Annotated in this window: 22 protein-coding genes; 15 read left to right on the top strand and 7 right to left on the bottom strand. The window is 61.0% G+C overall.

Translation table 11 applies throughout. From position 1 onward, the window contains the following. Nucleotides 1-29 precede the first annotated feature (29 nt). From R6W86_RS10990 to R6W86_RS10970, 5 genes are all read left to right on the top strand, one after another. A complete protein-coding gene (locus R6W86_RS10990; protein ID WP_410329398.1) occupies nucleotides 30-2147 on the top strand; it encodes a marine proteobacterial sortase target protein in 2118 nt (705 codons plus the stop codon). Continuing rightward, nucleotides 2144-2746 (top strand): class GN sortase, encoded by a 603-nt coding sequence (locus R6W86_RS10985; protein ID WP_410329397.1) that lies wholly within the window; start codon nucleotides 2144-2146, stop codon nucleotides 2744-2746. The genes R6W86_RS10990 and R6W86_RS10985 overlap by 4 nt, the downstream gene beginning before the upstream one ends. A 51-nt stretch (nucleotides 2747-2797) precedes the next feature. Then, entirely contained in the window at nucleotides 2798-3523 is a 726-nt protein-coding gene (locus tag R6W86_RS10980) for a lysophospholipid acyltransferase family protein (protein WP_410329432.1), read from the top strand. A gap of 73 nt (nucleotides 3524-3596) precedes the next feature. After that, nucleotides 3597-3839: a GlsB/YeaQ/YmgE family stress response membrane protein gene (locus R6W86_RS10975; RefSeq protein WP_343812634.1), complete on the top strand. Its 243-nt coding sequence runs from the start codon at nucleotides 3597-3599 to the stop codon at nucleotides 3837-3839. Nucleotides 3840-3841: 2 nt separating this feature from the next. Then, on the top strand, nucleotides 3842-4246 hold the full coding sequence (locus tag R6W86_RS10970; RefSeq protein ID WP_410329396.1) for an MAPEG family protein: 405 nt from the start codon (nucleotides 3842-3844) through the stop codon (nucleotides 4244-4246). 63 nt (nucleotides 4247-4309) lie between these two features. Here the strand turns inward: R6W86_RS10970 and R6W86_RS10965 are convergent, their stop codons facing one another. Further along, entirely contained in the window at nucleotides 4310-4750 is a 441-nt protein-coding gene (locus R6W86_RS10965) for an OmpA family protein (RefSeq protein ID WP_410329395.1), read from the bottom strand. A 317-nt stretch (nucleotides 4751-5067) separates the two neighbouring features. Between R6W86_RS10965 and R6W86_RS10960 the strand changes: the two genes are divergently transcribed. Continuing rightward, on the top strand, nucleotides 5068-6507 hold the full coding sequence (locus R6W86_RS10960) for a rhomboid family intramembrane serine protease (RefSeq protein WP_410329394.1): 1440 nt from the start codon (nucleotides 5068-5070) through the stop codon (nucleotides 6505-6507). Between the two features lie 112 nt (nucleotides 6508-6619). Here the strand turns inward: R6W86_RS10960 and R6W86_RS10955 are convergent, their stop codons facing one another. Then, nucleotides 6620-8074 (bottom strand): hypothetical protein, encoded by a 1455-nt coding sequence (locus R6W86_RS10955; RefSeq protein ID WP_410329393.1) that lies wholly within the window; start codon nucleotides 8072-8074, stop codon nucleotides 6620-6622. 143 nt (nucleotides 8075-8217) lie between these two features. Here R6W86_RS10955 and R6W86_RS10950 point away from each other — a divergent pair, with 143 nt between their 5' ends. The 6 genes from R6W86_RS10950 (at nucleotide 8218) to R6W86_RS10925 (ending at nucleotide 17886) form a co-directional block, all read left to right on the top strand. Beyond that, nucleotides 8218-10038 carry an ABC transporter ATP-binding protein gene (locus R6W86_RS10950; RefSeq protein ID WP_410329392.1) on the top strand — a complete coding sequence of 607 codons (1821 nt, stop codon included), beginning with the start codon at nucleotides 8218-8220 and terminating at the stop codon, nucleotides 10036-10038. Between the two features lie 268 nt (nucleotides 10039-10306). Next, complete coding sequence (acnA, locus tag R6W86_RS10945; RefSeq protein ID WP_410329391.1) at nucleotides 10307-13069, top strand: aconitate hydratase AcnA; 2763 nt, start codon at nucleotides 10307-10309, stop codon at nucleotides 13067-13069. A gap of 178 nt (nucleotides 13070-13247) precedes the next feature. Further along, on the top strand, nucleotides 13248-13565 hold the full coding sequence (locus R6W86_RS10940; protein ID WP_410329390.1) for a DUF2288 domain-containing protein: 318 nt from the start codon (nucleotides 13248-13250) through the stop codon (nucleotides 13563-13565). Nucleotides 13566-13634: 69 nt separating this feature from the next. Next, nucleotides 13635-14543, top strand: a complete 909-nt coding sequence (locus R6W86_RS10935; protein ID WP_410329389.1) for a lysine exporter LysO family protein — start codon at nucleotides 13635-13637, stop codon at nucleotides 14541-14543. 107 nt (nucleotides 14544-14650) lie between these two features. Beyond that, the gene (locus R6W86_RS10930; protein WP_410329388.1) at nucleotides 14651-15610 is read left to right on the top strand and encodes an ABC transporter substrate-binding protein; all 960 of its coding nucleotides are present in this window, start codon (nucleotides 14651-14653) and stop codon (nucleotides 15608-15610) included. After that, nucleotides 15607-17886, top strand: a complete 2280-nt coding sequence (locus tag R6W86_RS10925) for a diguanylate cyclase domain-containing protein (protein ID WP_410329387.1) — start codon at nucleotides 15607-15609, stop codon at nucleotides 17884-17886. The genes R6W86_RS10930 and R6W86_RS10925 overlap by 4 nt, the downstream gene beginning before the upstream one ends. Here R6W86_RS10925 and R6W86_RS10920 read toward each other — a convergent pair. Next, nucleotides 17856-19469: a Na/Pi cotransporter family protein gene (locus tag R6W86_RS10920; RefSeq protein WP_410329386.1), complete on the bottom strand. Its 1614-nt coding sequence runs from the start codon at nucleotides 19467-19469 to the stop codon at nucleotides 17856-17858. The two genes, R6W86_RS10925 and R6W86_RS10920, sit on opposite strands and share 31 nt — an antisense overlap. After that, the gene (locus tag R6W86_RS10915) at nucleotides 19466-20275 is read right to left on the bottom strand and encodes a TatD family hydrolase (protein WP_410329385.1); all 810 of its coding nucleotides are present in this window, start codon (nucleotides 20273-20275) and stop codon (nucleotides 19466-19468) included. The genes R6W86_RS10920 and R6W86_RS10915 overlap by 4 nt, the downstream gene beginning before the upstream one ends. 108 nt (nucleotides 20276-20383) lie before the next feature. On the opposite strand from R6W86_RS10915, the gene R6W86_RS10910 reads away from it, so the two are divergent. After that, nucleotides 20384-21229 carry a polyphosphate kinase gene (locus R6W86_RS10910; protein WP_410329384.1) on the top strand — a complete coding sequence of 282 codons (846 nt, stop codon included), beginning with the start codon at nucleotides 20384-20386 and terminating at the stop codon, nucleotides 21227-21229. Between the two features lie 23 nt (nucleotides 21230-21252). After that, nucleotides 21253-22524, top strand: a complete 1272-nt coding sequence (locus tag R6W86_RS10905) for a D-amino acid dehydrogenase (protein ID WP_410329383.1) — start codon at nucleotides 21253-21255, stop codon at nucleotides 22522-22524. A 2-nt stretch (nucleotides 22525-22526) separates the two neighbouring features. Here R6W86_RS10905 and R6W86_RS10900 read toward each other — a convergent pair whose 3' ends face one another. Next, nucleotides 22527-23222 (bottom strand): tRNA/rRNA methyltransferase, encoded by a 696-nt coding sequence (locus R6W86_RS10900; RefSeq protein WP_410329382.1) that lies wholly within the window; start codon nucleotides 23220-23222, stop codon nucleotides 22527-22529. On the opposite strand from R6W86_RS10900, the gene R6W86_RS10895 reads away from it, so the two are divergent. Continuing rightward, complete coding sequence (locus R6W86_RS10895; protein WP_410329381.1) at nucleotides 23221-24495, top strand: methyltransferase; 1275 nt, start codon at nucleotides 23221-23223, stop codon at nucleotides 24493-24495. The two genes, R6W86_RS10900 and R6W86_RS10895, sit on opposite strands and share 2 nt — an antisense overlap. On the opposite strand, the gene R6W86_RS10890 is transcribed toward R6W86_RS10895, so the two are convergent. Together R6W86_RS10890 and R6W86_RS10885 are read right to left on the bottom strand one after the other, a co-directional pair. Beyond that, the gene (locus R6W86_RS10890) at nucleotides 24452-24931 is read right to left on the bottom strand and encodes a DUF4124 domain-containing protein (RefSeq protein WP_410329380.1); all 480 of its coding nucleotides are present in this window, start codon (nucleotides 24929-24931) and stop codon (nucleotides 24452-24454) included. The genes R6W86_RS10895 and R6W86_RS10890 overlap by 44 nt on opposite strands. 80 nt (nucleotides 24932-25011) lie before the next feature. Then, nucleotides 25012-26202: an OmpA family protein gene (locus R6W86_RS10885; protein WP_410329379.1), complete on the bottom strand. Its 1191-nt coding sequence runs from the start codon at nucleotides 26200-26202 to the stop codon at nucleotides 25012-25014. Between the last annotated feature and the right edge of the window lie 92 nt (nucleotides 26203-26294).

Raw genomic sequence — 26294 nt, 5'->3', positions numbered from 1 at the left:
CACGGAATTGATCAGGAAAGGACCTTGTGATGATGCTATCGACGACCCTGCTCAGACTCTCAGTGCCAGCAAAACCCGCAAGCCGGGTCCGGCTGCGCCGGTTCATGGAGGGTATCACCCTCTGGCTGGCGTTTCTGCTGCTCCTCTTCGTTCAGCCCCTTTACGCCGAGGCGAATGTGGCTGATGAACTCCAGCCCGGGCTGTTGCATTTCACCGACAGCCGGGGTGAATGGCAGGAGCCTGCGCTGGTGCTTGAAAGTGACTTTGATGTCACGGTCAGCGGACTGATCGCTGACACCCGCCTCACCCGGCGCTTCCGCAACACCAGTGACGACTGGCGCGAAGGCGTCTTCGTGTTCCCGCTGCCGGAGAAGGCCAGCGTCCATGCCCTGACCATGACGGTGGGTGAGCGCACGATTACTGGCAAAGTGCGCCCGAAAGAGCAGGCCCGTCAGGAGTATGCCGAGGCCCGGGACAGTGGCCGGCAGGCTGCGACGGTGGAGCAACAGCGCCCCAACCTGTTTACCTCCCGGGTAGCCAATATACCGCCCGGGGAAGATATCACCATCGAGTTGCGCTATCAGCAACCGGTGGATTACCGGGACGGTCAGTTCTCGTTGCGACTGCCCACCACCCTGACACCGCGATATATGCCCGGGCGGCCGCTGCCGACAGGCGAAGTCTCTGACTGGAGAGAGGGTTGGGCAATCGCCACCAGGGCAGTGCCGGATGCTGATGCCATCAGTCCGTTCACGGTGCGACCGGAGGACGTTGCCGCCGACAGCCACCGGGCCCGGATCAACGTGTCTCTCAATACCGGACTGGAGCTGGCGGATGTCTCCAGTCCCGGCCACGAACTGGAAACCCGGACCGATGGCCAGCAGGTCCATGTTTCGCCTTCGGAAGCGACAGTGCTGATGGAGCGGGACTTTGTGCTCCGCTGGCGCCCGGTTCGTGGAAGGGAGCCGGTGGCCGCGGTGTTCCATGAGCAATTCGGCGGTGAGGATTACCTGATGACCATGGTAGTGCCGGGTGCCACGCGGGATAGGGCTCTGCCCCGGGACCTGGTGTTCGTGATCGACACCTCTGGTTCCATGGCTGGCGAATCGATACGCCAGGCCAGGCAGGCGCTCGGGCGGGGCCTCGATACCCTCGCTGGCGAAGACCGGTTCAATGTCATCCAGTTCAACTCACAACCCCATGCCCTGTTCATGGAGCCGGTGCCGGCCGATGGCAACAGCCTGTCCCGGGCCCGTCGTTATGTCAGTCGGTTACAGGCCGAGGGTGGCACAGAGATGAGTTCGGCCCTGTCGCTGGCGTTCAATGGGGCTGGTGGCGATACAACAGACGATGCCGCACGGGTCCGGCAGGTGGTGTTTATCACCGACGGTGCGGTGGGCAACGAGGCGAGCCTGTTCCGGCAGATTCGCGCGCAGTTGGGCAACCAGCGTCTGTTCACTGTCGGGATCGGTTCGGCCCCCAACATGCACTTTATGCGGGAGGCGGCCCGTTGGGGGCGGGGTACCTATACCGCGGTCAGCAATCCTGCGGATCTCAGTGGCCCGTTGGAGGCCCTGTTTATGGCCATGGAAGCACCGGTGCTGACAGGGCTCCAAACCCAATGGCCTGGGGCTGACGCGGAAGCGTACCCGGAACGCCCGGGCGACCTGTTCGGGGGTGAGCCGCTGATCCAGATTGTTCGCGGTGTGCCGCCGGAGGGGCGGCTATTGCTAACCGGCCTGGCGCCGGATGGCAAGCGCTGGGAGCGGACACTGGACCTTCGGCAGTCTGCCGGAGGCTCCGGGCTGCATCGGCGTTGGGCCCGCGCGAAGATTGACAGCCTGCTCGACCGGGCCAGGGTTCAGGGTGAACAGCCGAATGAGGAGCAGATTGTCCGGCTGGCGATGGCCCACAGCCTGATGTCGCCGTTTACCAGTTTCGTGGCGGTGGACAGCACACCGGTGCGCCCCGGTGATGATCCATTAATCTCTGACAACGTGCCTACCCTGTTGCCGGCCGGAACCTCGGCCGGAATGTTGCGATATCCCCAGACCGCCACCCTGTCACCGCTACTGATTGCCCTGGGCCTCGTGGGCCTGATGTTCAGTGCAGCGATCGTATTCCTGCGCGGGAGGGTAGCGCTGTGAGCCGGGTCCTTTTGTTGCTGCTCAGTTCATCCGCCACCCTGCTGGTTTTCGGGCTTTGGATACCCATCAAGGCGGTGGTCGCCCAGGAATTGCTGGCACTGGCGTGGGCGGAGAGCCAGGCCCGGCAGACCGAAACCCGTCCCTGGCCCTGGGCGGACACCTGGCCGGTGGCCAGGATGGCGCTGCCGGAACTGAACCGGTCCATGATCGTGCTGGAGGGTACCCACGGCGAGAGCCTGGCCTTCGGTCCGGGCCGGGTGGTTGGCGGGTTGCCCGGTGCGGGCCCGGTCATCATTGCTGGCCACCGGGATACCCACTTCCGGCAGCTCAACGAACTGGCGCCCGGAAGCGGGATTCGTCTGCAAGGGCAGGATGGCCAGTGGCAGGACTACCGGGTTGAGGCATCCCGGGTGGTGGACAGTCGCCGGGAGCAGATCGACACCCAGCGCCTCTCTCCGGACACGCTGCTGCTGGTGACCTGCTACCCGTTCGAGAGCCTGGATGCCGGCGGGCCGTTGCGTTATGTGGTGACGGCGCGGCGCCAGGATCCGGCAACGGGTAACCCGCTGGAACAAATTGATACTGTTGCAGGGCTATGACCTTGGCGTACACTTGTGCGCCAGTTTTATGTGACAGAGAAGCTGTACCAGATGGGTGTTTTGAGAAAGCTTTTGGCGTGGCTGAGCGTGCCGGTAATCAGTCTGTTTGCAATGGTCCTGTACCTTGCCCGCCCGTTCAATCCGGATAACAACCGTATGCTGGGGTGGGTAGTCGCCCGCTTCGGACGCTGTATTCTGGGCATGGAACGCCCCATCGAAGGCCGGGAGAACATGCCCCAGGACCGGCCCACCGTGGTGATCGCCAATCACCAGCACAACGATGACCTGTTCGTCATGGGGGATCTGCTTCCTCCCCGGACGGTCGCCGTCGGCAAATCCTCTCTGGTCTGGTTGCCGTTTTTCGGTCAGGTCTTCTGGCTCGGGGGCAATGTCATCCTGAACCGGGGCCGATCCAAGAAAGCCGTAGCGGCAATGCAGCTGGTTGGCGAAACCATCGCCCACGACCGGAAAAGCCTGTGGGTGTTCCCCGAGGGTACCCGCAGCCATGGCAAGGGGCTGGGCAGCTTCAAGAAGGGCGCCTTCTATGCTGCGATTGCTTCCGGTGCCCCCATCACTATGGTCTGTGCCAGTGAATACGCCGACAAGACCTGCGGCGTTCTGGGGCGCCGTGAGCCGGTGGCCATTCGCATCCTCCCTCCGATCGAAACCGGTGATCTCAAGCCCGAGGATGTGCCCGAGCTGATCGAGCGCTGCCGGTCCCGGATGGCCGAAGCCATTGTCTCCATCACGCCCGCCTCTGGTGCCGGAAGTGCTTGAAGCACCGCAGGAAACAGGGCAGTCTTTGCGTGGACTGACCGTTTCTTGAAGCATCCTCAGGGAGAGGCGAGAGATGAACCTGATTTATTTTCTGATTATTGGTGGTGTGGCCGGCTGGCTGGCCGGGCTGATCATGAAAGGGCGCGGCTTTGGCGTATTGGCCAACATTGGTATCGGAATTGTCGGCTCGTTTATTGGTGGCTTCCTGTTCGGGCTTCTGCAGTTGTCGGCCCACGGCGCAGTCGGCCGGCTGGTGACGGCGACCGTGGGGGCCGTTCTGCTTCTGGCCATCGTTAACAAGATCAAGAAGGGTTAAGCATGATTGTCCCGGTAACCGGTGTCTATGCCGCTGTAATCGGTTTGCTCCTGCTGGTGCTTTCGGTCCAGGTGGTGAGGTTTCGGCTCAAGTACCGCAAGGGCCTTGGCGTCACCGAGGACCGGGATTTCGAAGCGGCGGTTCGCGCCCATGCGAATCTGGTTGAGTATGCGCCTCTGGGTTTGCTGATGCTGGGGCTTGCGGAACTCAATGGTGTACCCAGTGGTTTCGTGTACTGGACTGGCATGGCCCTGGTGGTGGGGCGCATCCTGCACGCCTGGGGTATGATCAATGGCCATGGTGGTCCTCACCCGGCCCGGATCATCGGCATCATCCTGACCTGGCTGGCAATTCTGGTGGCATCACTGCTGTTGTTCTGGAACGTCTGGCAGGTATACGGCGGCTGAACCGTCACAAAGCAAGCGGGGGCCCATGGCCCCCGTTTTCCGTAGTGGCATGGTCTCCCCGGATTACAGGGCCTGGGCCATTTCCTGTGACAGATATTCCAGCTCCACCCGCCGGTTGGCAGCATGATCCTCAAAGGTGGCCAGCGGTCGCGTTGATCCCCAGTGCGCCAGCCGGATCTGGTTTTCGCCCACGCCTTCCCGGATCAGGATCCGGGCGATGGCGCTGGCCCGCAATCGGGACAGGAATTGGTTGTAATCCTCGGTGCCGAAGTTGTCGGCATGGCCGTGGATTCGTACTTTCAACCCCGGATATTGGCGGAGGTAGGTGGCGTGCCGGTGGATGATCTCCAGATCATCATGGTCCAGAGCATGCTTGTTGAAACCGAAATGAAATTTCAGTCGATGAGGTCGTTGTCCCGCAGGGGTGGCCATCGCCGCCGTAAAACCTGATGCCAGCGCCGCTTTGGCCAGCAGTTCCGGGTTGTCCAAAACGAGTACGGTCATGTGCAGTATCCTTGGTTCCAGTATCCGGTTCTTGTTGTTATTCCTGTTCACTATTGGCGGTGGCAGGAATAACGGCAATTGGCGAAAGGTCGATAGGACGCGGGTACGTCGTCTGGCTGCCACCGATTTAATGTCATTTGAATGACTCAGGTGTGACAGTGTCCCGCACCAGCCCCGCTATCTGTGGGGCTGTCCACATTTCTCGGCTTAAGCCGTTGTAACCGTCGCCACAAGAGCTATTACACCGGGAAATGCGGGCAGGGCTGTGGTAAAAAAGCAGGTTTTCAGGGGCAGAATATGATGAATTGTGACCGCCGATGCTGATTATCCCCGCCGAGAACGCCGTTAACTGGAAACGCCCGCCCCTGGTCACCCTGGGGCTGATGTTCGCCTGCGTGCTGGTTTTCCTGTTTTACCAGGGGGATGACAGCCGCCGGATCGAGCAGGCGGTTGAGCAGTATCTCTCCCACGATCTCCAGGAGCTGGAAGCCCCGGTCTACGAGGATTACCTGCAACGGCAGATCCAGTTCCGGGGCGAGGAAGAGCGTGTCTATGACCTTCAGGAATTCCAGCAGCTGCGGGAGGAGAATGCCGACTTCTGGATCGCCATCAGCCTGATGATGGACCGCGAGTTCTACCACTACCTGCTGGAGAACCGCGATATCCTCTGGGCACCGGCGGAGCGGGCATACTGGCTGGATCAGCGGACCGCGATCGAGCAGGACTTCATCAGCCAGCTCAGTGCCCAGCAGCTGGGCCTGGTGCCGGCCGATCTCAAACCCTATACCCTGATTACCTACCAGTTCCTGCATGGTGGCTGGGGCCATATCATCGGTAACCTGCTGTTCCTGTTCCTGCTCGGCTTCACGGTGGAGAAGGCGCTGGGGCCGGGGCGGTTTCTGGTGGCCTACCTGCTGTGTGGTGCCATTTCCGGCCTGGTGTTCACGGCCTTTTCCGCGGGCAGTCCGCTTCCCCTGGTAGGGGCTTCGGGATCGATCTCGGGTCTGATGGGCATGTACGTTGCCATCTACGGTTTGCAGAAGATCCGGTTTTTCTTTTTTCTCGGCGTGTACTTCAACTATTTCCGGGCACCAGCACTGGCCATGCTGCCGGTCTGGCTGGGCAAGGAAATCTATGATTACTGGTTCGCCGGAGCGACCGGTATCGCCTACATGGCCCACGCCGGCGGCCTGGTAGCGGGGGCCGGCCTGGTCTGGCTGTTCGGACGTAGCTGGCTGCATGTGCGGGAGGAATTCTTCGAGCCGGAGGAAGCCGAACAGGATGCCCGCTTTACCACCAGCTATGCCCAGGCGATGGCGAACCTGGGCCGGATGGAATTCGATCTGGCCCGCCGTCAGTTTGAGGCCCTGCGCCAGCATTACCCGGATCGGCCAATTTTGCTGGAGCACCTGTACCAGCTGGCCAAGCTGAGGCCGGACCTGCCCGACTACCGGGACCGTACCCGGGAGCTCATGGAGGACACCCTCAGCCGGCGCCAACCAGAGCAGATGGTTGAAGTGTGGGAGGAATATCTTGGCAAGGGCGAGCACTACCATCCGTTGGCTGCCGAAGACCACAACCGGGTGCTGTTTACCAGCTTGAAACAGCAGAATTTCAAGGCCGCCGAAAAAGCGTTTGAACGGTTGCGGGCGACGGGGAATGAATTGCTGACGTCAGAGGCCTGCCGGCTGCTGGTAGGCGAGTTCGAGAAGCGGGAGATGGAGCCGAAGGCGCGGCATTATCGGCAGTTGCTATGAAAGCGGGGTCAGAAGAAAGTGTTCTTCTGACCCCAACTTCAGGCAAACCTCTTCAGATCCCCGCGAACTCCGGAGTCAGATGAACGTTTTCATCTGACCCCACCTTCACTTTTCACTCCGCTACCGCAAAGCTCGCTTTGGGCCCCTTCAATGGCTCCCGCTTCTCCGCCTGCGCCAGATACGTTCCGATCTGTCCATACAGCGGATGATTGGAGCACTTTTTCTGAATAAAGGTCAGGAAGGCAGTGGCTTTCTCCCACTGTTGCAGGCCATTGGCCAGGATCTGGGCCACCAGCAGGTACGCCGGAGCGAGCTGGTCGCTGTGCGGGAAGCGTTTGTGGAAATCCTGGAGCAGGCGCAGGGCGGGCTTGAACCGGCCCCGGTGATACATGGCGCCGGCACAGCGCACACTCAGTTCCGGATCCTCGAGCCGGAACGTGGGCTCGGCCTCCTGCAGCAGGGTGACCAGTTCGGCAATTGCCTCGCCGTCGTTGCTGTTCGCCAGCCAGTTGAGGATCCGGGCATGGTGACGGTGCAGCTCCGGGACATCCCGGCGGGCCATCAGCAGCTTGTATAGCTGGGCGATTCGCAGGGCATTGTCCGGGTCCCGTTTCAGGGTTTCCCCGAGCATGGACTGCACCCGGTCGTAGTTTCCGTCCTTGAGGTTCATGTCGATATCGGCATCAAAGCGGGCGGCCCTGTCCCGACTCTGTGCCTGGGCAAGGGTCTCGCCATCCTGAACGTCTGCCGCAAAACCCAGCTCCTCCTGGTACTGGAACAGAAGGTAACCGAGCATGTGGAACAGGATCAGGGTGAAGGTACTGTTCAGGAAGCCGGCCAGGGGCTGTGAGAACCACAGCGGGAAGTGGTTCAGGGCGAAATCCTGTGCGGCACCGGAGGCCAGGGTGAGCAGGATCAGATAGCCGTAGAGCAGGAAGTAGGGTGTCCCGATGCGGGAAATCAGCAGAGCCAGGTTCATGGGGTTCACGGCCGCCCCGACCGAGCGCTCCATGGCCAGAACCATGATGCTGGCGGGCAGGGCCAGCACGACAAAGGCGATGGCCAGCATTCCCAAGATCGGGCCGCCGAGCATGGCGGCGGCCCCGACCAAGCCACCCATCACCACGAACACCAGAAGTTGCAAAACCACGATATCAAAGCCGCTGCCGGTAAAGGCCACGGCCACAGGCGGTGGTTTCAGGTTACCTTCGGCGGTGTGATTGATTACAGCGTAGGTATACTTGAACAGAGCCAGGGCGAGCACAATCCAGATCAGGATGCCGATCAGGTTTGCCGGGGCGATCACCGGCACCAGGGTGCAGATGGCAATCACGATCAGTGGGTCGCTGTGGAACGGGTAGCGAAAGAAGGCGCCGATCCGGTTCCAGAACGGGACCGCTTCGGTCGCGGCCCCAAGGTAACGCATGGCCTTGCTGCAGTGCGGGCAGAGCGCCTTGCGCTGGCGGGTATCGGCATCGGGCATGCAGCGGCTGCAGTAGCGGATCTGGCATTCGCCGCAGTGCCATTTGGCGGGTTCACCGGGGTGGTAGTGGCAATCGTGTTTCACAGCGGGTCGGGTTCCTGGTCCGTCAGAGTCAGGCGGGTCATGATGACAGAACTGAAAGGGCCGCGCAGCTACCTGGTTAACAGGTAGACTGACAACCCATAGTGACCGTATTGAACGGAAGGTACTCGGGGTCCGGAGGCGTCTTGCAACACAACAACCTGCAACAGTCGGCTGATTCCGCTGGCGGGCATCAGCCCTACCGCTGGCGCGACATCTTTCTGCTGGCACTCAAGCACAAACCGCGTCTGGTGCGCGCAAACCTGCTGGCGATCCTGGCAACGGTCATGGCCGTACCGGTACCTCTGTTGCTGCCGGTGCTGGTGGACGAGGTCTTGCTGGACAAAGCAGGACCGGTACTTCCGGTCATGGATGCCATCCTGCCTGGCGGGTGGCAGCAGCCCGTGGTCTACATTGGGTTGATGGTGCTGGCAGCGCTGCTGCTCCGGTCGGCCGCACTGTTCTTCAATGTCCTGCAATCCCGGGAATTTTCCAAGGTTTCCAAGGATGTCGTGTTCCGCATGCGCTCCCGCCTGCTGGGCCGGCTCCAGCGCGTGGCCATGTCGGAGTATGAGACCCGTGGTTCCGGGGCCATCAGCAGCCACTTCATCACCGACCTGGATACCATGGACCAGTTCCTCGGTACCTCCATCAGCCGGTTCCTGGTGGCCAGCCTGACCGTCATCGGTACCGCTGTTGTATTGCTGTGGGTGCACTGGCAACTGGCGTTGCTGATTCTGCTGTTCAACCCGCTGGTAATATTCGCCACCATCCTGATCGGCAAGCAGGTCAAGGAGCTCAAGCGCCGGGAGAACAGCGCTTACGAGGAGTTCCAGGGCGACCTGACCGAAACCCTGGACGCCATTCACCAGCTCCGGGCGGCCAACCGGGAGAAACACTACCTGCGACTGCTGATCGACCGGGCGCGGGTGGTCCGGGATCATGCCATCCGGTTTCAATGGCGAAGTGACGCTGCCACCCGGGCCAGTTTTGCCCTGTTCCAGTTCGGTGTGGATGTATTCCGGGCCGCCGCGATGGTCACCGTTCTGTTCAGCGACCTGAGTATCGGCATGATGTTCGCCATCTTCGGCTACCTGTGGTTCATGCTCACTCCGGTCCAGGAAATGCTGAACATGCAATACGCCTGGTTCGCCGCCAACGCCGCCCTGGGGCGCATCAACCGGTTGCTGGAACTGAAGGAGGAGCCGCGCTATCCGGCGCTGGAGGACCCGTTCCGTGGTCACCACACGGTGAGCCTGACGTTGAGGGATATTCATTTCGCCTATGGCGACGAGCAGGTGCTGCGGGGCATAAACGTCCATCTCGAACCCGGTGAGAAAGTGGCGATTGTCGGTGCCAGCGGTGGTGGCAAATCCACCCTGGTGCAGATCATCCTGGGCATGTACACGCCGCAGCAGGGTGAGGTGCTGATCAACGATGTGCCGGTGCAGCGGATCGGGTTGCCGAGGCTACGGGAACATGTGGCCACCGTGCTGCAGCATCCTGCCCTGTTCAACGACTCCGTCCGGCAGAATCTCACCCTCGGTCGGGACAAGCCGGATGCCGAGCTGTGGGAGGCGTTGCGCATTGCCCAGCTCGACACCATGGTGGCGGCCATGCCCGAGCAGTTGGATACCGTGATCGGCCGTCAGGGTGTTCGATTGTCCGGGGGGCAGCGCCAGCGTCTGGCCATTGCCCGGATGGTACTGTCGGATCCGTCGCTGGTGATTCTGGACGAGGCCACCTCGGCGCTGGATGCCGAGACCGAGTACCAGCTGCACCGGGACCTGGAGGATTTCCTCAGGCAACGGACCACCCTGATCATCGCCCATCGGCTCAGTGCCGTGAAACAGGCGGATCGTGCCTGCGTGTTCGAGGATGGCCGGATCATCGAGGAGGGGCGGCATGAGGAGCTGATTTCTCGGGAAGGTATCTATGCCCAGCTGTATGGGGAGCGCCAGACCTGAGATCCGGGCCGGCGGTGAGCCTGTTCCTTCTCTGCAACTTTCGGTGTCGACCCTGGTCTGATATTCACGGAAGTGATCCCGAACATTCACCGGCCAACGGTTGAAGTCCTGCCAATAGCTGCAATAGTTAAGGATGACGTCACAATGCCGTGCCTTTTCATCACCCTGTTTGGCGAGTCGGGCGAGCGCATTTTTACGAGCAGTATGATGAAAAGGCTCCCGAGAAGCCTTCCGGAATGTTCGGATAACGACGAAAAGGAGGCACCACATGTCGAATGAAAGTCTGGGTAAAGACAGCCTGAGTACTCTTTCCTCCCTGGATGCGGGTGGCAAGGCCTTCCATTACTACAGCCTGCCCGAGGCTGCCAGAACCCTCGGCGATCTCAACCGCCTGCCATTCTCACTCAAGGTCTTGATGGAGAATCTGCTGCGCAACGAGGACGGTACCACCGTGGACCGGTCCCAGATCGATGCCATGGTACAGTGGCTGAAAGACCGCAAGTCCGATACCGAGATCCAGTACCGTCCGGCCCGTGTGCTTATGCAGGACTTCACTGGGGTGCCCGGTGTGGTCGATTTGGCGGCCATGCGTGAGGCGGTCAAAAAGGCCGGCAAGGATCCCGCATTGATCAATCCGCTGTCGCCGGTGGATCTGGTTATCGACCACTCGGTGATGGTGGATGAATATGGTACGCCTGAGGCCTTCAAGGATAACGTTGCCATCGAGATGGAGCGGAACCAGGAACGTTATGAGTTCCTGCGCTGGGGCCAGCAGGCCTTCGACAACTTCCGGGTGGTGCCGCCGGGCACCGGTATCTGTCACCAGGTGAACCTGGAGTACCTGGGCAAGACCGTCTGGCATAAAGACGTGGACGGCAAGACCATTGCCTATCCGGACACCCTGGTGGGCACCGATTCCCACACCACCATGATCAACGGCCTGGGTATCCTGGGCTGGGGTGTTGGCGGTATCGAAGCCGAAGCTGCCATGCTCGGCCAGCCGGTTTCCATGCTGATTCCCGAGGTGATCGGCTTCAAGATTACCGGCAAGTTGCGGGAAGGCATCACCGCAACGGATCTCGTACTTACCGTCACCGAAATGCTGCGCAAGAAGGGCGTGGTGGGCAAGTTCGTTGAATTTTACGGCGATGGCCTGAAAGACATGCCGGTGGCGGACCGGGCCACCATTGCCAACATGGCTCCGGAATACGGTGCCACCTGTGGTTTCTTCCCCGTGGATGAGCAGACCCTCACCTACATGCGCCTGACCGGTCGCGATGACGCCCAGCTGGAGCTGGTGGAAGCCTACGCCAAGGCCCAGGGCCTGTGGCGCGAGCCGGGCCATGAGCCGGTGTACACCGATACCCTGGAGCTGGACATGGGGGATGTGGAAGCCAGCCTGGCGGGCCCGAAACGCCCTCAGGATCGCGTAGCCTTGAAGAACATGAAGGCCACCTTTGATCTGGTCATGGAAACCTCAGAAGGCCCGGCCAAGCCCCGGGAAGCCAGGATGGAATCCGAAGGCGGTGGAACGGCTGTAGGTGTTGATGAAGCCTATTTCGAACATCCTGCCAGTCGGCCGATCGAGATCGGCGGCCGGCAGGCCAGACTGGACCCTGGTGCCGTGGTTATTGCTGCGATTACCTCCTGCACCAACACCTCCAACCCCAGCGTGATGATGGCCGCCGGCCTGATCGCGAAAAAGGCGGTGGAGAAAGGGCTGAGCACCAAGCCCTGGGTGAAGACCTCGCTGGCGCCGGGTTCCAAGGTGGTTACCGACTACCTGGCGGTGGCCGGTCTGCAGGACGATCTGGACAAGCTCGGCTTCAACCTGGTGGGCTACGGTTGCACCACCTGTATCGGCAATTCTGGTCCGCTGCCGGAAGCGGTAGAAAAGGCGGTTATCGATGGTGACCTGACTGTCGCGTCGGTGCTCTCCGGTAACCGGAACTTCGAGGGCCGGGTGCACCCGCTGGTGAAAACCAACTGGCTGGCGTCGCCCCCGCTGGTGGTGGCGTACGCCCTGGCCGGTAACGTCCGCGTGGATCTGACCAGGAACCCGCTGGGTGCCGACAAGGAGGGTAACCCGATCTACCTGAAAGACCTCTGGCCGAGCCAGAAGGAAATCGCCGAGGCGGTGGAACAGGTCAAGACCGACATGTTCCGCAAGGAATACGGTGAGGTGTTCGAGGGCGACGAGACCTGGAAGTCCATCAAGGTGCCCGAGAGCAAGGTCTACGAGTGGTCTGACAAATCCACCTATATCCAGCATCCGCCGTTCTTCGAGGGTATGGGCGAACAGCCGGATCCCATCGACGACATCAGGGATGCCAATATCCTGGCGCTGCTGGGTGACTCGGTGACCACCGACCACATCTCACCGGCCGGTTCCTTCAAGCCGGACACCCCGGCCGGCAAATACCTGCAGGAACATGGTGTGGAGCCGAAAGACTTCAACTCCTACGGCTCCCGTCGGGGTAACCACGAGGTGATGATGCGCGGCACCTTTGCCAACGTGCGCATCAGGAACGAGATGCTCGATGGCGTGGAAGGCGGATTCACCAAATTCGTGCCCACCGGTGAGCAGATGGCCATCTACGATGCCGCCATGAGATATCAGGAAAGCAGTACGCCGCTGGTGGTCATTGCCGGCAAGGAATATGGCACCGGCTCCAGTCGTGACTGGGCCGCCAAGGGTACCCGCCTGCTCGGCGTCAAAGCCGTGGTGGCGGAATCCTATGAGCGCATCCACCGCTCCAACCTCATCGGCATGGGTGTGATGCCCCTGCAGTTCCCGGAGGGTGTGGACCGCAAGAGCCTGAAACTGACCGGTGAGGAGACTATCAGCATCGAGGGCCTGTCCGGCGATATCAAACCGGGCCAGACCTTGAAGATGACCGTGAAGTACAAGGATGGCTCCACCGACAGTTGTGAACTCAAATCGCGGATTGATACCGCGAACGAGGCGGTGTACTTCAAGCACGGGGGTATCCTGCACTATGTGGTGCGGGAGATGCTGAAGAATGCCTGAGGCGTCAAAGTGGGTTCAGATGAACTCCTTCATCTGAACCCTGGTTAACCGCCGAGCCCGGGAAAATCCCCGGGGTCAGATCAGCCGATCTGACCCCATCTTCACCCCGTGTTTTACACCTCGTTTTCAGGTAAGCTGGCGCCCTTCCCGACAACCCGTTGAACGAAGACAAGGTCCCATGGCTGAATCCTCCCGAGACGACATCAAGGCCAAGCTCAACCTCGAGACTTCCCGCATCAACTGGCACGAACTCCAGACCTACTTTGCCCGGGGTCAGGTCGTGCGCGTGGCGCCGGAGCTGGATTTGCTGGAGGTTGCCGCCGAACTCACCGCCGATAACAAGGCACAGTTCGAGCAGTGGATGCAGAAAGGGCAGGTGGGCGATGTAGCCCCTGATGTAGCCCGGACCTGGTACGATCGCAATGCCGAACTCTGGGCCGTGGTGGTGGCGCCCTGGTTGCTGGTGCAGGACCGCTCGGGCCACGTGCTGCATTGATTTTGTCCCTACCGGACATTCCGGCGTCCCGTCCGGATCTCTTACCCCTTATCCCAACCTGAGGACACCATGCTCACCGGAGCTCTGCTGATACTGGCACCGCTATTTCTCGGTTTTGCCATTCCCCTGGCCAAGCGCCGGGTGATGACGTTTATCCATTACACTGTCGAGACCCTGGTGTATTTCATCCTGGTGTTATTGGGCCTCGGATTGGGTCAGATGGAGGGGTTGGCTGCCCAGTTGGGCAACATGGCGGTACAGGTCACCGCCCTGGTGGCTTTGCTGTTCGTGGCCAACATGGTCGGCCTATGGCTGTTTCATCGCTGGCAGCCGATGCAGGTAGAACGGGATGATAGTGAAGGGCGGCCGGGTTACCGGCGCCTGTTCCTGGCCGGCTTGAAGCCGTTGGTGGCGGTGATCGCCGGGCTGGTTGCCGGCTATTTCCTGCTGCCGGCCCTGCCCATGACCGACCAGGTGGCCACCTGGGCACTGATGCTCCTGCTGTTCCTGATCGGTCTGCAACTGCGCAACGCCGGGCTGTCCCTGCAGAAGCTGCTGATGAACCGGCAGGGGTTGGGCATGGCCCTGTCGGTGATGGTCAGCTCGCTGGTGGCCGGCGTGTTGCTGATTCCCGTCCTCGGGCTGCCTTGGCATGATGTGCTGGCTCTGGCTTCAGGATTTGGCTGGTACTCCCTGTCGGGTATCGTCATCGGTGATGCCCTTGGTCCTGCGTGGGGAGGAGTCGCTTTCCTCAACGATGTGCTGCGGGAGATTATCGCTCTGGCGATCATCCCTCTGTTGATTGCCTCCCGGCCCGCGATGGCCATCGGTTATGGGGGGGCAACGGCGATGGATTTTACCTTGCCGGTGATTCGCAGTAGTGGTGGTCTGGTGTGTGTTCCGGTGGCGATTGCTTCGGGATTCCTGCTTTCGTTTTTCTCGCCGGTACTGATGGGGATTTTTCTGTCCCTGGGTTAGGAACCTATTACCGGTCGCCAATCGGGGTTTTACCGCTGTAATGCCAAACAGTATGATAAGAACCTGCAAGAATGAAAAAAGTGTAATCTTTTAATCCGGAGTTTCCGATGCGTCGCCGCCACTTTCTGGGAGCCTCTCTGGCAGCCGGTTTTGCCGTCCTAGGGCTCAGTGGTTGCGGTTCTGCCCGCCCGCTCCGGTTCGGAATCCACCCCTGGATCGGCTATGAGCCACTGTACCTTGCCGAGGAGTTCGGGTGGCTGCCCTCTTCCGTGACGCTGACAAAAGGGCAATCGGCACTGGACTCCATGGGGCTCCTGAAATCCGGTGACATCGACGGCGCCGCACTGACCCTGGATGAGGCCATTCGGGTGCATGTTCAGGGTACCGAGTTGCTGGTGGTGGGGGTGACGAATGTTTCCGTGGGCGCCGATATGCTGGTGGTGAAGCCGGAGATCGAAGACCTTGACCAGTTGCGAGGACGTCGGATTGGGGCAGAAATGTCGAGCGTTTCCGGCACCTTACTGTTAAACCTTCTGGACAGGGCCGGCATTGAAAGGGATAAGGTGACGATAGTCGATCTGTCGATGGACGAGCATGTATCGGCCTGGCAGCGAGGAGATCTGGACGCCGTCGCCTGCTATGAGCCAACCGCATCAACTGTGGTTGGCCTTGGCGGTGTGAGGCTCTTTGACAGCAGCCAGTTGCCCGAGACGATTTTTGACGTGCTTGTGGTAACCCGGGCATTCGCTGCGCCGCGACGAGAGGCTGTTCGTGCTTTACTGGAGGCGCATTTTGCCGGCCTCCGCCACCTCGTGCGAAACCAGTATGACTCCATTTACCGGGTCGCTACCCGACAGGACACATCGCCGGCGGCCGTCAGGTCCGCGCTGGCCTCTGTCATGTTGCCGGATATCGCCTCCAATCAGCGGTACCTGGCAAAGAATGGCCGGATCGAGCGGGTTGCCCACAATCTCTCCCGGATGCTGGCCAGGGAGGGTCAGATTGCCCGGGCGCTGGAAGTGGACCGTTTCTCCAGCAGTGACTTCCTGCCCAGGAGTGGTGTGTGAGGAAGTGGCCCATCGGGTGCCTCGCGCTCGTCACTCTGTCATTGTCCTTCTCCAAAACGGTCATTTCACAGGGCGTTCAGGAACTGAGGTTTGGCGTCTATGCCTATCGGCCCGAACTCATCATCCAGGAGCGATATCAACCCCTGACAGATTATCTGTCCGGAAAGATCGGGGTCCCTGTAAAGCTCGAGGTGCTTAATGATCGAAAAATGCACAGTGCTCTGGTCTCAAACCAGCTGGATTTCTTCCTCACCAACCCCAGCCAGTTTCTGATAATCCGCAGTGAACGCAGTCTTTCCGGCGTATTGGCGACCCTGGTGCGCAGCGAGGGCAAGGTCGCAACAGCGAGCCTCGGCGGCGTGATTTTTACGAAAGCCGGTCAGGACGACATTGCCAGCCTGGTGGATGTCCAGGACAGGACGATTGCCTCGCCCGGGCGCCACTTCCTCGGCGGATTTCAGGCCGAGGCGCTGGAATTGAAGGACGCCGGCGTAGATGTGTTTACAGACAACCGGATCAAACTGGTTCCCAGCCATGACCGGGTGATACAGTCGGTGCTCCGGGGAGACGCTGAGATTGGCTTTGTGAGGACCGGTATCCTCGAGGAGTTGGCCGAGGACGATCCTTCGTTGCTGGACCGTATCAAGATCCTCAATCGTCAGAACCTGGTTGGCTTTCCCTATGTTGTCTCCACACGCCTGTATCCGGAATGGCCGGTTGTCGCTCTGCCCCATGTGGACAGCAATATTGTCCGCCGGGTGGCGTCGGCTCTGTTCGCGATCGAGGAGGATTATCCGGCGGCACTGAGTGCAGGTATTGCCGGTTTCGCCCCGCCCGCCGACTACCAGCCTGTGGAATACCTGGCCCGGGAACTACGGGTTGAACCCTATGACCAGATACCGAGTCTGACCTGGCCGGAGCTCGTTCGACAATACTGGGTCTGGTTGGCTGCTCTCCTGATCGTACTGTTGTTATTGACCGGTTCCATGTTCTGGTTGGGCCGGAAGAGGCGGGAGCTGGCGGCAGAGCAGCGGCGACTTCGCCGCTTGATCCTGAGCTGGCCTCAGCCCATGTTGATGCTCCGCGATGGCACCTATGTAGACAGCAATCGCGCTGCCCTGGAATTGCTGGGATTTGCTGTACCACAGTCGATCCTTGGCAAGGACATCGCCGCGTTCTCGCCGCAGGTGCAGCCGGATGGCGAAGTTTCGCGGCAAAAAATGCAAAAGCTTCTGAGTCGGGTGTGCCGGGATGAGGTGGTGCAGGTCGAGTGGGCGTTCCGGCGTTCTGACGGCTCGCAAATCTGGGTAGACATGACGCTGGCGCCGGTTCATGAAAAGGGTGATATACAGCCCTACGTCCTGTGTTCATGGTATGACGTCACGGACCGAAAGGAAGCCGAGCAACGCCTGCGGCTGGCGGCCAGTGTGTTTGATCATGCCCGTGAAGCCATTTTCATCACCGACCTTCATGGGTCGGTGACCGACGTCAACGATGCCTATGTGGGTATTACCGGCCGGAACCGTGCCAGCACGATTGGTGGCCTGCCACCATTGCCTCTGGAGGAGGGGGCCGGAGTGTTCTCCAGCGCCCGGAGAGACGGCTTCTGGTCCGGTGAGTTTGTCAGCAAGCGTCACAATGGTGAACGTTTTAACATGGCGTTGACGATCAGTGGGGTTCGGGATGAACAGGGTGCGATCAGCCATTTCATGGGCATTTTCTCCGACATCACACAGCTCAAGGCTCATGAGAAGGAATTGCGCACCATGGCGCATTACGATGCGCTGACCCATCTGCCGAACCGGGTACTGTTTGCTGACCGGATGAGCCAGTTCATGGCCCAGGCCCGGCGCCAGGGGGATTCCTTGGCGGTTATCTACATTGATCTGGACCAGTTCAAGCCGGTCAACGATGCCTTTGGCCACAAGGCAGGTGACGAGTTGTTGATTGAGGTGGCCGCCCGTATGCGAGCCGAGCTGAGGGAAGAGGACACCTTGGCTCGAATCGGAGGCGACGAATTTGCGGCGCTGGTTGTGAATATCGAGGAACCGGCCGTGCTGACAGGTTTGCTGGCGCGGCTGCTGCGTGCCGTCTCGGTACCGGTCCTGGTGGCGGGTCACCGGGTAAAGGTATCAGCAAGTATTGGTTATGCCCTCTACCCCCAGGCTCAAGAGCTGGATGGTGATCAGTTACTGCGTCAGGCAGACCAGGCCATGTACGAGGCCAAAAAGCAGGGACGTAACCGCTACTGCGGGTTCGACAGCGCGGGTTCCTGATCTCCGTTCACAAGGCGAGATACGGGCCGCCAGGCGAGAGCCTTGTTCCATTGGTCCACCAGCCGTCGGACGGAGCTGAGGGTATCCAGGGTGCTCTCGCCATCCGTGGTTGCGATCTCACGACGGACGATCATGGCCAGCAACTCCGATTTGAGCTGATGGTAGATTTTTTCCGCCACATCCACGGTGTCCGGCAGGGGCTCATCTGCGGCGACCAGGGTTCTCAGGGTGTCGATGTACCGCTCCAGGGATTCGGACAGCCGGGCCATGCCGGGCTGGTCCTCAGCCTCCTTGAGTTTCAGCAGTTCCGCCGCCAGGTCCGTGGCTTCCATAAGGTACCGGCAGGTGCGGATGCTCAGGGTCAGGGCGTCTACAGTCGAGGGGTGCATCTTTTCGGCCCGGACTCTCGAGACGTAATCGACGATAGCCGAGTTCAGGCTCCGGCAGGCATCCGCCTTTGGCTGAATCTGTGCGGGCTTCAGGTCTTCCCGGTCCAGGCAGACCCTGAGTAGTCCCCGGATCAGGCCGGTCAGGCGTTTCATCTCCTCATCCACAGCGGCAACCGCCAGTTCAGGTGTAGCCACCAGGGTGTTGTCCAGGTGCCGTGGCTCGGCGTTATCCTCTTCCTTGCTTCGGAACAGCCGTCCGAGAAAGCGTGCAAAGTGGGGCGTGAACGGCAGCATCAGCAGCGCCCCGAGGACATTGAACAGGGTGTGGAACAGGGCCAGGGACACAGCGACATTGGCGTCCAATTCAAGCCAGCGGGCCATCAGTGCCACTATCCAGAGCATCACCGGTAGAATAACCAGAGCGATGACGCCAGTTGCGGTATTGAACAGGATATGACCAATAGCCAGGCGTCGGGCATTGGCGGTGGCCTTGAGGGCGGACAAGGCTGCGGTAGAGGTGGAGCCCAGATTGGCCCCGATCACTGCGGCAGCGGCGCTGTGCAATGGGATCAGGCCCCCGGCGGCTGCGGTGAGGACGATGGCCAGGGCCGCGCTGGAGGACTGGGTCAGCACCGTGGCCAGAAAACCGATGAGAATGAACATCGGCAATCCGTAACCCGTATCGATCAGGGTCTGGCTGTCGATTCCGACGGTCAGGGATTCCAGCGACGTTTTCAGGATCGACAGGCCCAGGAAGAACAGGGCGAAGCCTGCCAGGGCCTGACCCAGTGCCTCGCTCCGGGTGTTGTTGGTGGCCAGCTTGAGCCCCATGCCGAGGGCTAGCAGGGGCAGCGCAAACGCCTCGATATTGAAGCCGAAACCCACCAGACTCACCAGCCAGGCGGTCATGGTGGTTCCGATATTCGAGCCGAAGATGACCCCCAGAGACTGGGAGAGCCCGAGCAGGCCGGCGTTCACGAAGCCGATGGTGGCCACCGTGACCGCGCCGGAGGACTGGACAATACCGGTGATGAGAAAACCCGCCGCGAGGCCGCGGAGGGGCGTCCTGGTCCAGCTTCCCAGAAGGTGGCGGAGGTGGCGTCCGGCGGCATTCTTCAGGCCATCGGTCATCATCTCCATGGCCAGCAGGAACAGTGCCAGCCCGCCGAGGATCTGGAAAACGGTCGTGGTCATCGGTCCGGGAAGAAGGTCCTGAGGCTGTTGGTATAAGTCTGCGCCAGAACCTGATCCAGCGGCATGTCCTTGACCTCAGCAATCTTCTCGGCCACGAATGGCAGGTAGAACGGCGCGTTTTCACGACCCCGGTAGGGAACCGGGGTCAGGAACGGGGCATCGGTCTCCAGCAAGATCTGCCCAATGGGCGCCATGCGTACGATATCGCGCACGTTCTCTGCCTTGTTGAAGGTGGTGATGCCGTTGAAGCCCAGACACCAGCCCTGGTCGAGGGCATAGCGGGCCAGCCCCGGGCCGGAGGTGAAGCTGTGAATGACACCACGGCTTTTCAGGGTCGCCTCGAACTCCTTAAGGATGGTGATGGTGTCCTCGTCCGCGTCACGACTGTGGATCACCACTGGCCGGTCCGTGTCACAGGCAATCTGCAGCTGGCGGCGGAATACGCCCCGCTGTGTTTGGCGGTCGGCGTTGTCGTAGAAATAATCCAGCCCGATCTCACCCACCGCCACGATCTTGTCATCACCGGCGTGGGCACGGATCTCTTCCTCGACCGCATCGGTGTAGGTTTCCGCCTCGTGCGGGTGGATGCCCTGGGTGCCATAGACCCAGGGCGCAACCTGGCTCAGTTCCCGGACTGTGGCCAGGTTCTCCGGAGACACCGCGATGGTGATCACACGTTCAATGTTCACCCGCTGGCTCTGCTCCAGGGTTTCCTCCAGGGGGCGGTCCTTGAGGTAGTCCAGGTGACAGTGGGTTTCGATGATCGGGTGATCAAAAACCGGAATCTCACGACGTTTCTTGCTCATTGCTTTGACTGAACTCCATCGCAACCTTGAATCTGGCTGCTATTCTGGGAACTTGATCCCGCAAGTTTACCAGTTTGTGCGATTGTTAACCTGTTTCGGACTATGACTATGGGAAAGGATGTTATGGAGGTATCGCCGTTCGCCAGTGCCTGGTGTTTTGATCCCGGTAAGCCCCGGTTCCGGGACTACTCCACGCTGCTGGACGATGACGAGGATATTCCCGCCCTGGAAGCCAGCCTGGAAGAGATTGGCGAATATCAGCGCAGGCTCTGGGCCAATCGCAAGCGGGCACTTCTGGTGGTGGTTCACGGGCCCGACACCAGCGGCAAGGACAGCCTGATCCGTACCCTGGCCACCTACGCCGACCCGGCAGGCTTCCACGCCTGGTCGTTCAGCCGGCCGCAAGGGGCGGAAGTCCGCCATGATTTTCTCTGGCGGGTTACACCCTACCTGCCGGGTCTGGGCGAAATGGTAGCCTTCAACCGGAGTCATCACGAAGCGGTCATTGCCGAGCGGGTCTGGCCGGTCCATGCCCCGGACAGCTACAACTGGGACAACCGTTACCAGTCCATCCGTAATTTCGAGCGCCACCTGGTACAGGAGGGCACGACGATCCTGAAAGTGTGGCAAAACCTGTCCGAAGACGAACATCGCCGGCGCCTGCTCAAACGCCTGGACAAGCCCCGCAAACGTTGGAAATTCGATAAATCCGATATTGATGGCTGGGCCAGGCGGGCGGAGTATGGGGCCTTTGCCGAGCAGGCGATGGCCGCAACCCATACCCGGGAAGCGCCCTGGTTTGTGGTTCCCGGGGACAGGAAACCCCAGGCCCGCGCGATTGTGGCCGCGATGCTGGCCGAACAGCTCAAGCAACTGGCCCCGGACTATCCGGCGGAAGATGAATCGGTGCTCGAGGAATACCGGCAACTGTTGGCCCGGAACGGGATCAGCTGAAAACAACGGACACGGAGGCGTGCATGCACATTGTAGTAGTCGGTGGTGGTGTGGTCGGGGTGACCACGGCCTGGGAACTGAACCGTCGGGGCCACCAGGTAACGGTTATCGAGCGCCATGATGTTGCCGGCAATGAGACCAGCAAGGGCAATGCGGCCCAGCGTTCCTACGGGGTGGTCTACCCATGGGCGGATCCCTCCATGGTGTTCAAGGCGTTGCCATGGCTGTTCAAACAGGACGGCCCGCTGAAACTGCGGATGCCACCGTCGGTGGAAGCGGTGAGGTTCATGTTTGCCACCCTCCGCTATGCCTGGTCGCCGGGCCTGTTTGGCCTGAACCGGCGCGCCATGCTGCGCCTGGGGATCCACAGCCGGGAGCGCTTCCTGAAGCTGGAGCAAGAGCTGAACCTCGGTTTTGACGGTGACCACAAGGGGCTGCTCCATCTGGCCAGCACGCCGGAAGCCCTGGAGGGCTACCGTGCCGTGCACGTTCTTCTGACCGAGCTCGGTATTCCGTCGCGACTGCTCACGCCGGAACAGGTCCGTGAAACGGAGCCCGGCATGGTCGGTGGCGGCCCGCTGTACGGGGCACTGAGCTACGATACCGACGGCACCGGTGACTGCCACCTGTTTTCCCGGACCCTGGCCAGTGCCTGCGAGGAGAAGGGGGTGAAATTCCGCTATAACGTTGAAGTGGATAACCTGATCGCCGATGAACAACGGGTGGATGCAGTCGCCCTGCGCAACGCCGATGGTGAGCGGGAAATCCTCAAGGCAGATGCCTTTGTGATCAGTGCCGGTTGCTGGTCACGGGCACTGGTTCGGCCGCTCGGGCTGGACTTGCCGATCTACCCGATCAAGGGCTACAGCATTACCGTGCCCCTGAAAAATCCAGAGCACGCGCCGGTCAGCACCATCCACGATGACAACTACAAGGTTGTGTCCACACGGTTGGGCAACCGGTTGCGGGCGACCGGTTTCGTGGAGCTGGCGGACTTCAACCGGGACATTCCGGAAGCCCGCATTGCCACCATTCGCAAGTCGGTGGAGTCCCGCTATCCCGGTTGTGCCGATCTGGACGCGGCAGAGACCTGGACCGGTTTCCGGCCCATGACGCCGGATGGACCGGCCATCATCGGCCGGGGCCCGAGGGAGAACCTGTACCTGAACACCGGCCACGGCACCTTCGGCTGGACCTTGTCCGCCGGCAGTGCCGATGTCATTGCCCGGGTCATTGACGGTGAAACGTCACCGGTAAACCTGGATGCCTTCCGGCCCGGACGTTTTCAGGAGTAAGGCTATTTCTTCCTGAGGGTCCGTTCGATGTTCCCGCACAGGGTGTGGACGAGCCCGATATCCCGCTCCGACAGCAGTGGCAGGCGTTCGAACACCCACTGCGACAGCTTGCCTTCCGGGGGCGTGTCGACACTGGGCAACAGGTGCTCGAGGCGTTCCCGAAGCGCGCCCAGGCCAGCCTCGGCGGGTGGGGGCTTGTCGCCTTCTGCCTCGCTGCTGACAGACAGCTCCGACATCTCCCAGGCATAGAGCATGACCGACTGGGCCAGGTTCAGGGAGGGGTAGGCGACCTTCATCGGAATGCCGGTAAGCAGGTCGCACAGGGCCAGCTCCTCGTTGGCCAGGCCCCGGTCCTCGCGCCCGAACACCAGGGCGGCGGTGGCCACCGACTTGCCCTTGTCAGTCAGCACCGTCCGCAGACGATCAGGTGTGTGCCAGTCCTGGCGGTTGTGGCGGGGCTTGGCGGAAGTTCCCATTAGCAGGTCTACGGAGTTTCGCACCGCCGCCAGATCAGGGAAAATGCGCGCGTTATCGAGAATATGATCGCTGCCGTGGGCCAGCCAATGGGCTTCCGGGCGGGTGTGCAGGTCGGAATTCACCAACCACAGCTCGCCGAACCCCATGGTACACAGGGCACGGGCAGCCGCTCCGACGTTTTCAGGAACCTTGGGTTCGACAAGTACAAAGGCCAGTTGCATGACGTTTCCTCCGGCCGCGAGTTTACACGAGCCGACGACATCTTTTTATAGCCGATGGCAGGCGCTGAACCACTGGCTTGCCGGCCACGCAGAATTCTGGCGGCCGGCACCGTTCATGGAGCCGACTCCGGCCTGGGCGCAGGCGCGTCCGGAGCTGTCGGCCTGGCTTGAGGGCCTCAGTGATGAGGACTGCGATTACTACGAACAGCACCTGAGCGAGTTTGCTAGGCGGATCAGTGGCTGGCTTCCGGGCCTGGCCGATTATGAGCAGAGAATAGCGGTACCGGTTCTCTCTCCCTCCCCGGATACTCTCGCCGGGACAACCCTGCCGGAGGTGGCTGCCACCGACATGCCCGGTCGCAAGCGGCTCCAGGCCGGGGCTTTCGCGGCTTCGGTGATCCCCATGAACCGACCGGTGCTGGACTGGTGCTGCGGCAAGGGCCACCTGTCACGAACCCTGGCACGGCAATGCCCGGAACCGGTGCAGGGCTTCGAATGGGACCCGGCATTGGTGGCTGACGGTAACCGGCTGGCCTGCCAGTTTGACGATACCGTGACCGTGCATTGCCAGGACGTGATGGCGCAAGACCTGTCCTGGCCGGCCGGCAGCCATGGCGTGGCCCTGCATGCCTGTGGCGACCTGCATCGCCAGCTGATCCGTCAGGGCAGCGCCGCCGGCGCGCCGCGCCTGAGTCTGTCGCCCTGTTGCTATCACCTGACCGCTCACTCCAATTATCAGCTCCTCTCTGCGCAAGCGAATGAAAATCCGCAGCGGCTGAGAATGACCCGAAATGGATTGCGGCTGGCGGTCCAGGAGACCGTTACCGCCCCTGCCCGGGTGCGGGCACAGACCATACTGGTCAGCCAGTGGCGACTGGGGTTTGACGCCATACAAAGACATGTGCGGGGCACTGACCAATACCTTCCGGTTCCCTCCCATCCGCCCCGGGTAGTGAATGAGGGTTTTGAAGCCTTCTGTCGATGGGCGGCCCGGAAAAAACAGCTGGCACTGCCGGATCAGGTGGACTGGGACCAATGGATTGATGCGGGCCGGCGGCGGTTCAGGCAGGTCCGCCGCCATGAACTGTTACGCCACCTGTTCCGCCGGCCGCTGGAACTCTGGCTGGTACTGGACTATGCCGTGGCCCTGGAAGAACAGGGTTACCGGGTGCGGCTGGGGACCTTCTGTGACCGCTCACTGACTCCGCGTAACCTGCTGCTGGACGCGGTCAGGGCTTGCGATACTCCACGCGCTCCACGCAACCATCCCTGAAGTACACGTAGGTAAGTTCATACAGGGCACCGTAATAGCGGGTCTGGTAGATCCAGACTTCCTGCGGGCTGGTGTGCACCTCCGGGGGATTGCCAAACGCCCGTCGGACGTGATCCCGGGTCATGCCCCGGACTACCTCCTCCCGCACCAGGTAGCGTCTCAAATCGGTGGAGTTGATGAAGCGGCAGGTGGAGGCCTCCTTGGGCTGTTCGGTTTTCGTGTTCTGGCGCCCGGGATCCTTGCTGGCCGGCTCGGGCAGGTTCTGGTTGAAACTGCCGCCGATCCGGTTGTCCTGAATCTCGATGGCCCGGGCATCGCTGCCGCAGGGCTGGTCCGAGAAGGTCACCGAGCCGTTGCTTTCGCAGCGGTAGACCTCGGCCAGGGCAGTGCCGGAAAAGGCCAGCAACAGGGCTGTCAGTGCCAGAACGCGATTCATATTGTTATCGCCATTGATGATTTTGTTGATACTAAAAAGAAAGGCGCCCGCAGGCGCCTTTCATTCGTTCCGGCTTCGCGTTAGCGGCGAATCTGGATACGAGCCTCAACGCGACGGTTGGCTGCACGGCCTTCCGCGGTATCGTTGGAGGCAATGGGCGCCTCCTCACCATAGCCCATGGCGTTTACACGTTCCGGATCCACGCCCAGCGGGCCTGTAAGGCGCTCAGCCACAGCCTCGGCGCGGCGTTGTGACAGGAGCTGGTTGTAGTCGGCTTTACCCATGCTGTCGGTGTGACCGGCGATCTCCACGATGGTTTCCGGATTCTCGTTCAGGAAATCGGCCACACGGCTGATTTCAGCATCGTAGGAGTTGCCAATCACCGAGCTGTTGGTGGGGAACCGCACTTCGATCTCGAAAGTTTCGATGGTCTCGACCACACCCACACAGCCGGTAGCATCCACTTCCGCGCCAGCGACGGTGTTCGGGCACTGGTCCTTGCTGTTCACAACGCCGTCGTTGTCGCTGTCCAGCTCACAGCCACGGGCGTCAACCTCAGCGCCTTGAGGCGTGTTCGGGCAGGCATCGCGGGCATCGGCAACGCCATCCCTGTCCGCATCCGGCTCACAGCCGGTGCTGTCCACAACCGCGCCCACCGGAGTGCCCGGGCACTGGTCACCGGTATCGGGGACGCCGTCGTTGTCGCTGTCCGCCGGTGCGGCTTCACCCACAGTGCGGTTGAAAGCAAAGCTGATACCGAGGGACACCATGGTATCGAAGGTGCTTTCGTCAATGCCGTGGAACTCGCGTAGATCGCCGCGCAGGGAGATCGCGTCGCTGATGTTGTAGCGGACACCGGCACCGACATTCACCCGGGTCTCTTCGTGGTTGCCGCCTGCGGTGTGCGGACCTGTGACATCCTCACCAAAGTCGGCGTGGCCGGCACCCAGAGCAAGGTAGGGGTTCCAGGCCTCGTTCTGGCCGGCAAAGTAGTAGAGCCCGTCAAGGCGGATTTCGTCGAAATCGGAAGATCCATCAACATACTTGCGGTCCGCATCAGCTCGGGAGTACACCGCCTCTACCGCCCAGTGCGGAGTAAAGCGGTATTCCGCACCCACACCGAAGGTGCCGGTTTCGCTCAGGTCCCGCTTGTCATCGAAATACTGGAAGCCGGCGAAAGGGTTGAGATAGATGGTTTCCTGGCGTTCCTCGGCCAGGGCAGGCGTCGCCAGGGTGAGGGCGGCTAAAACTATCGTGCGCATGGCATTCATGCTGAACCTCCTGTTCGGTTGTCTCTCTTGCCAATGCTTTGCTGCAGAGTTCAGGGCTTCTTACCTGCAAACTAGGACAATGAGACAGAAAA

This window comes from Marinobacter sp., from assembly GCF_046484525.1.
Taxonomy (GTDB): Bacteria; Pseudomonadota; Gammaproteobacteria; order Pseudomonadales; family Oleiphilaceae; genus Marinobacter.
Note: the sequence above shows the minus strand (reverse complement) of the source record. Positions and strands in the feature narration are given on the sequence as shown.

Coding starts and splice junctions, on each gene's coding strand:
- R6W86_RS10960 (WP_410329394.1), top strand. CDS start 5,068: ATGCTGATTATCCCCGCCGAGAACGCCGTTAACTGGAAACGCCCGCCC.
- R6W86_RS10915 (WP_410329385.1), bottom strand. CDS start 20,275: ATGAGCAAGAAACGTCGTGAGATTCCGGTTTTTGATCACCCGATCATC.
- R6W86_RS10905 (WP_410329383.1), top strand. CDS start 21,253: ATGCACATTGTAGTAGTCGGTGGTGGTGTGGTCGGGGTGACCACGGCC.
- R6W86_RS10965 (WP_410329395.1), bottom strand. CDS start 4,750: ATGACCGTACTCGTTTTGGACAACCCGGAACTGCTGGCCAAAGCGGCG.
- R6W86_RS10990 (WP_410329398.1), top strand. CDS start 30: ATGATGCTATCGACGACCCTGCTCAGACTCTCAGTGCCAGCAAAACCC.
- R6W86_RS10920 (WP_410329386.1), bottom strand. CDS start 19,469: ATGACCACGACCGTTTTCCAGATCCTCGGCGGGCTGGCACTGTTCCTG.
- acnA (WP_410329391.1), top strand. CDS start 10,307: ATGTCGAATGAAAGTCTGGGTAAAGACAGCCTGAGTACTCTTTCCTCC.
- R6W86_RS10930 (WP_410329388.1), top strand. CDS start 14,651: ATGCGTCGCCGCCACTTTCTGGGAGCCTCTCTGGCAGCCGGTTTTGCC.
- R6W86_RS10895 (WP_410329381.1), top strand. CDS start 23,221: ATGACGTTTCCTCCGGCCGCGAGTTTACACGAGCCGACGACATCTTTT.
- R6W86_RS10975 (WP_343812634.1), top strand. CDS start 3,597: ATGAACCTGATTTATTTTCTGATTATTGGTGGTGTGGCCGGCTGGCTG.
- R6W86_RS10890 (WP_410329380.1), bottom strand. CDS start 24,931: ATGAATCGCGTTCTGGCACTGACAGCCCTGTTGCTGGCCTTTTCCGGC.
- R6W86_RS10970 (WP_410329396.1), top strand. CDS start 3,842: ATGATTGTCCCGGTAACCGGTGTCTATGCCGCTGTAATCGGTTTGCTC.
- R6W86_RS10940 (WP_410329390.1), top strand. CDS start 13,248: ATGGCTGAATCCTCCCGAGACGACATCAAGGCCAAGCTCAACCTCGAG.
- R6W86_RS10910 (WP_410329384.1), top strand. CDS start 20,384: ATGGGAAAGGATGTTATGGAGGTATCGCCGTTCGCCAGTGCCTGGTGT.
- R6W86_RS10935 (WP_410329389.1), top strand. CDS start 13,635: ATGCTCACCGGAGCTCTGCTGATACTGGCACCGCTATTTCTCGGTTTT.
- R6W86_RS10885 (WP_410329379.1), bottom strand. CDS start 26,202: ATGAATGCCATGCGCACGATAGTTTTAGCCGCCCTCACCCTGGCGACG.
- R6W86_RS10980 (WP_410329432.1), top strand. CDS start 2,798: ATGGGTGTTTTGAGAAAGCTTTTGGCGTGGCTGAGCGTGCCGGTAATC.
- R6W86_RS10900 (WP_410329382.1), bottom strand. CDS start 23,222: ATGCAACTGGCCTTTGTACTTGTCGAACCCAAGGTTCCTGAAAACGTC.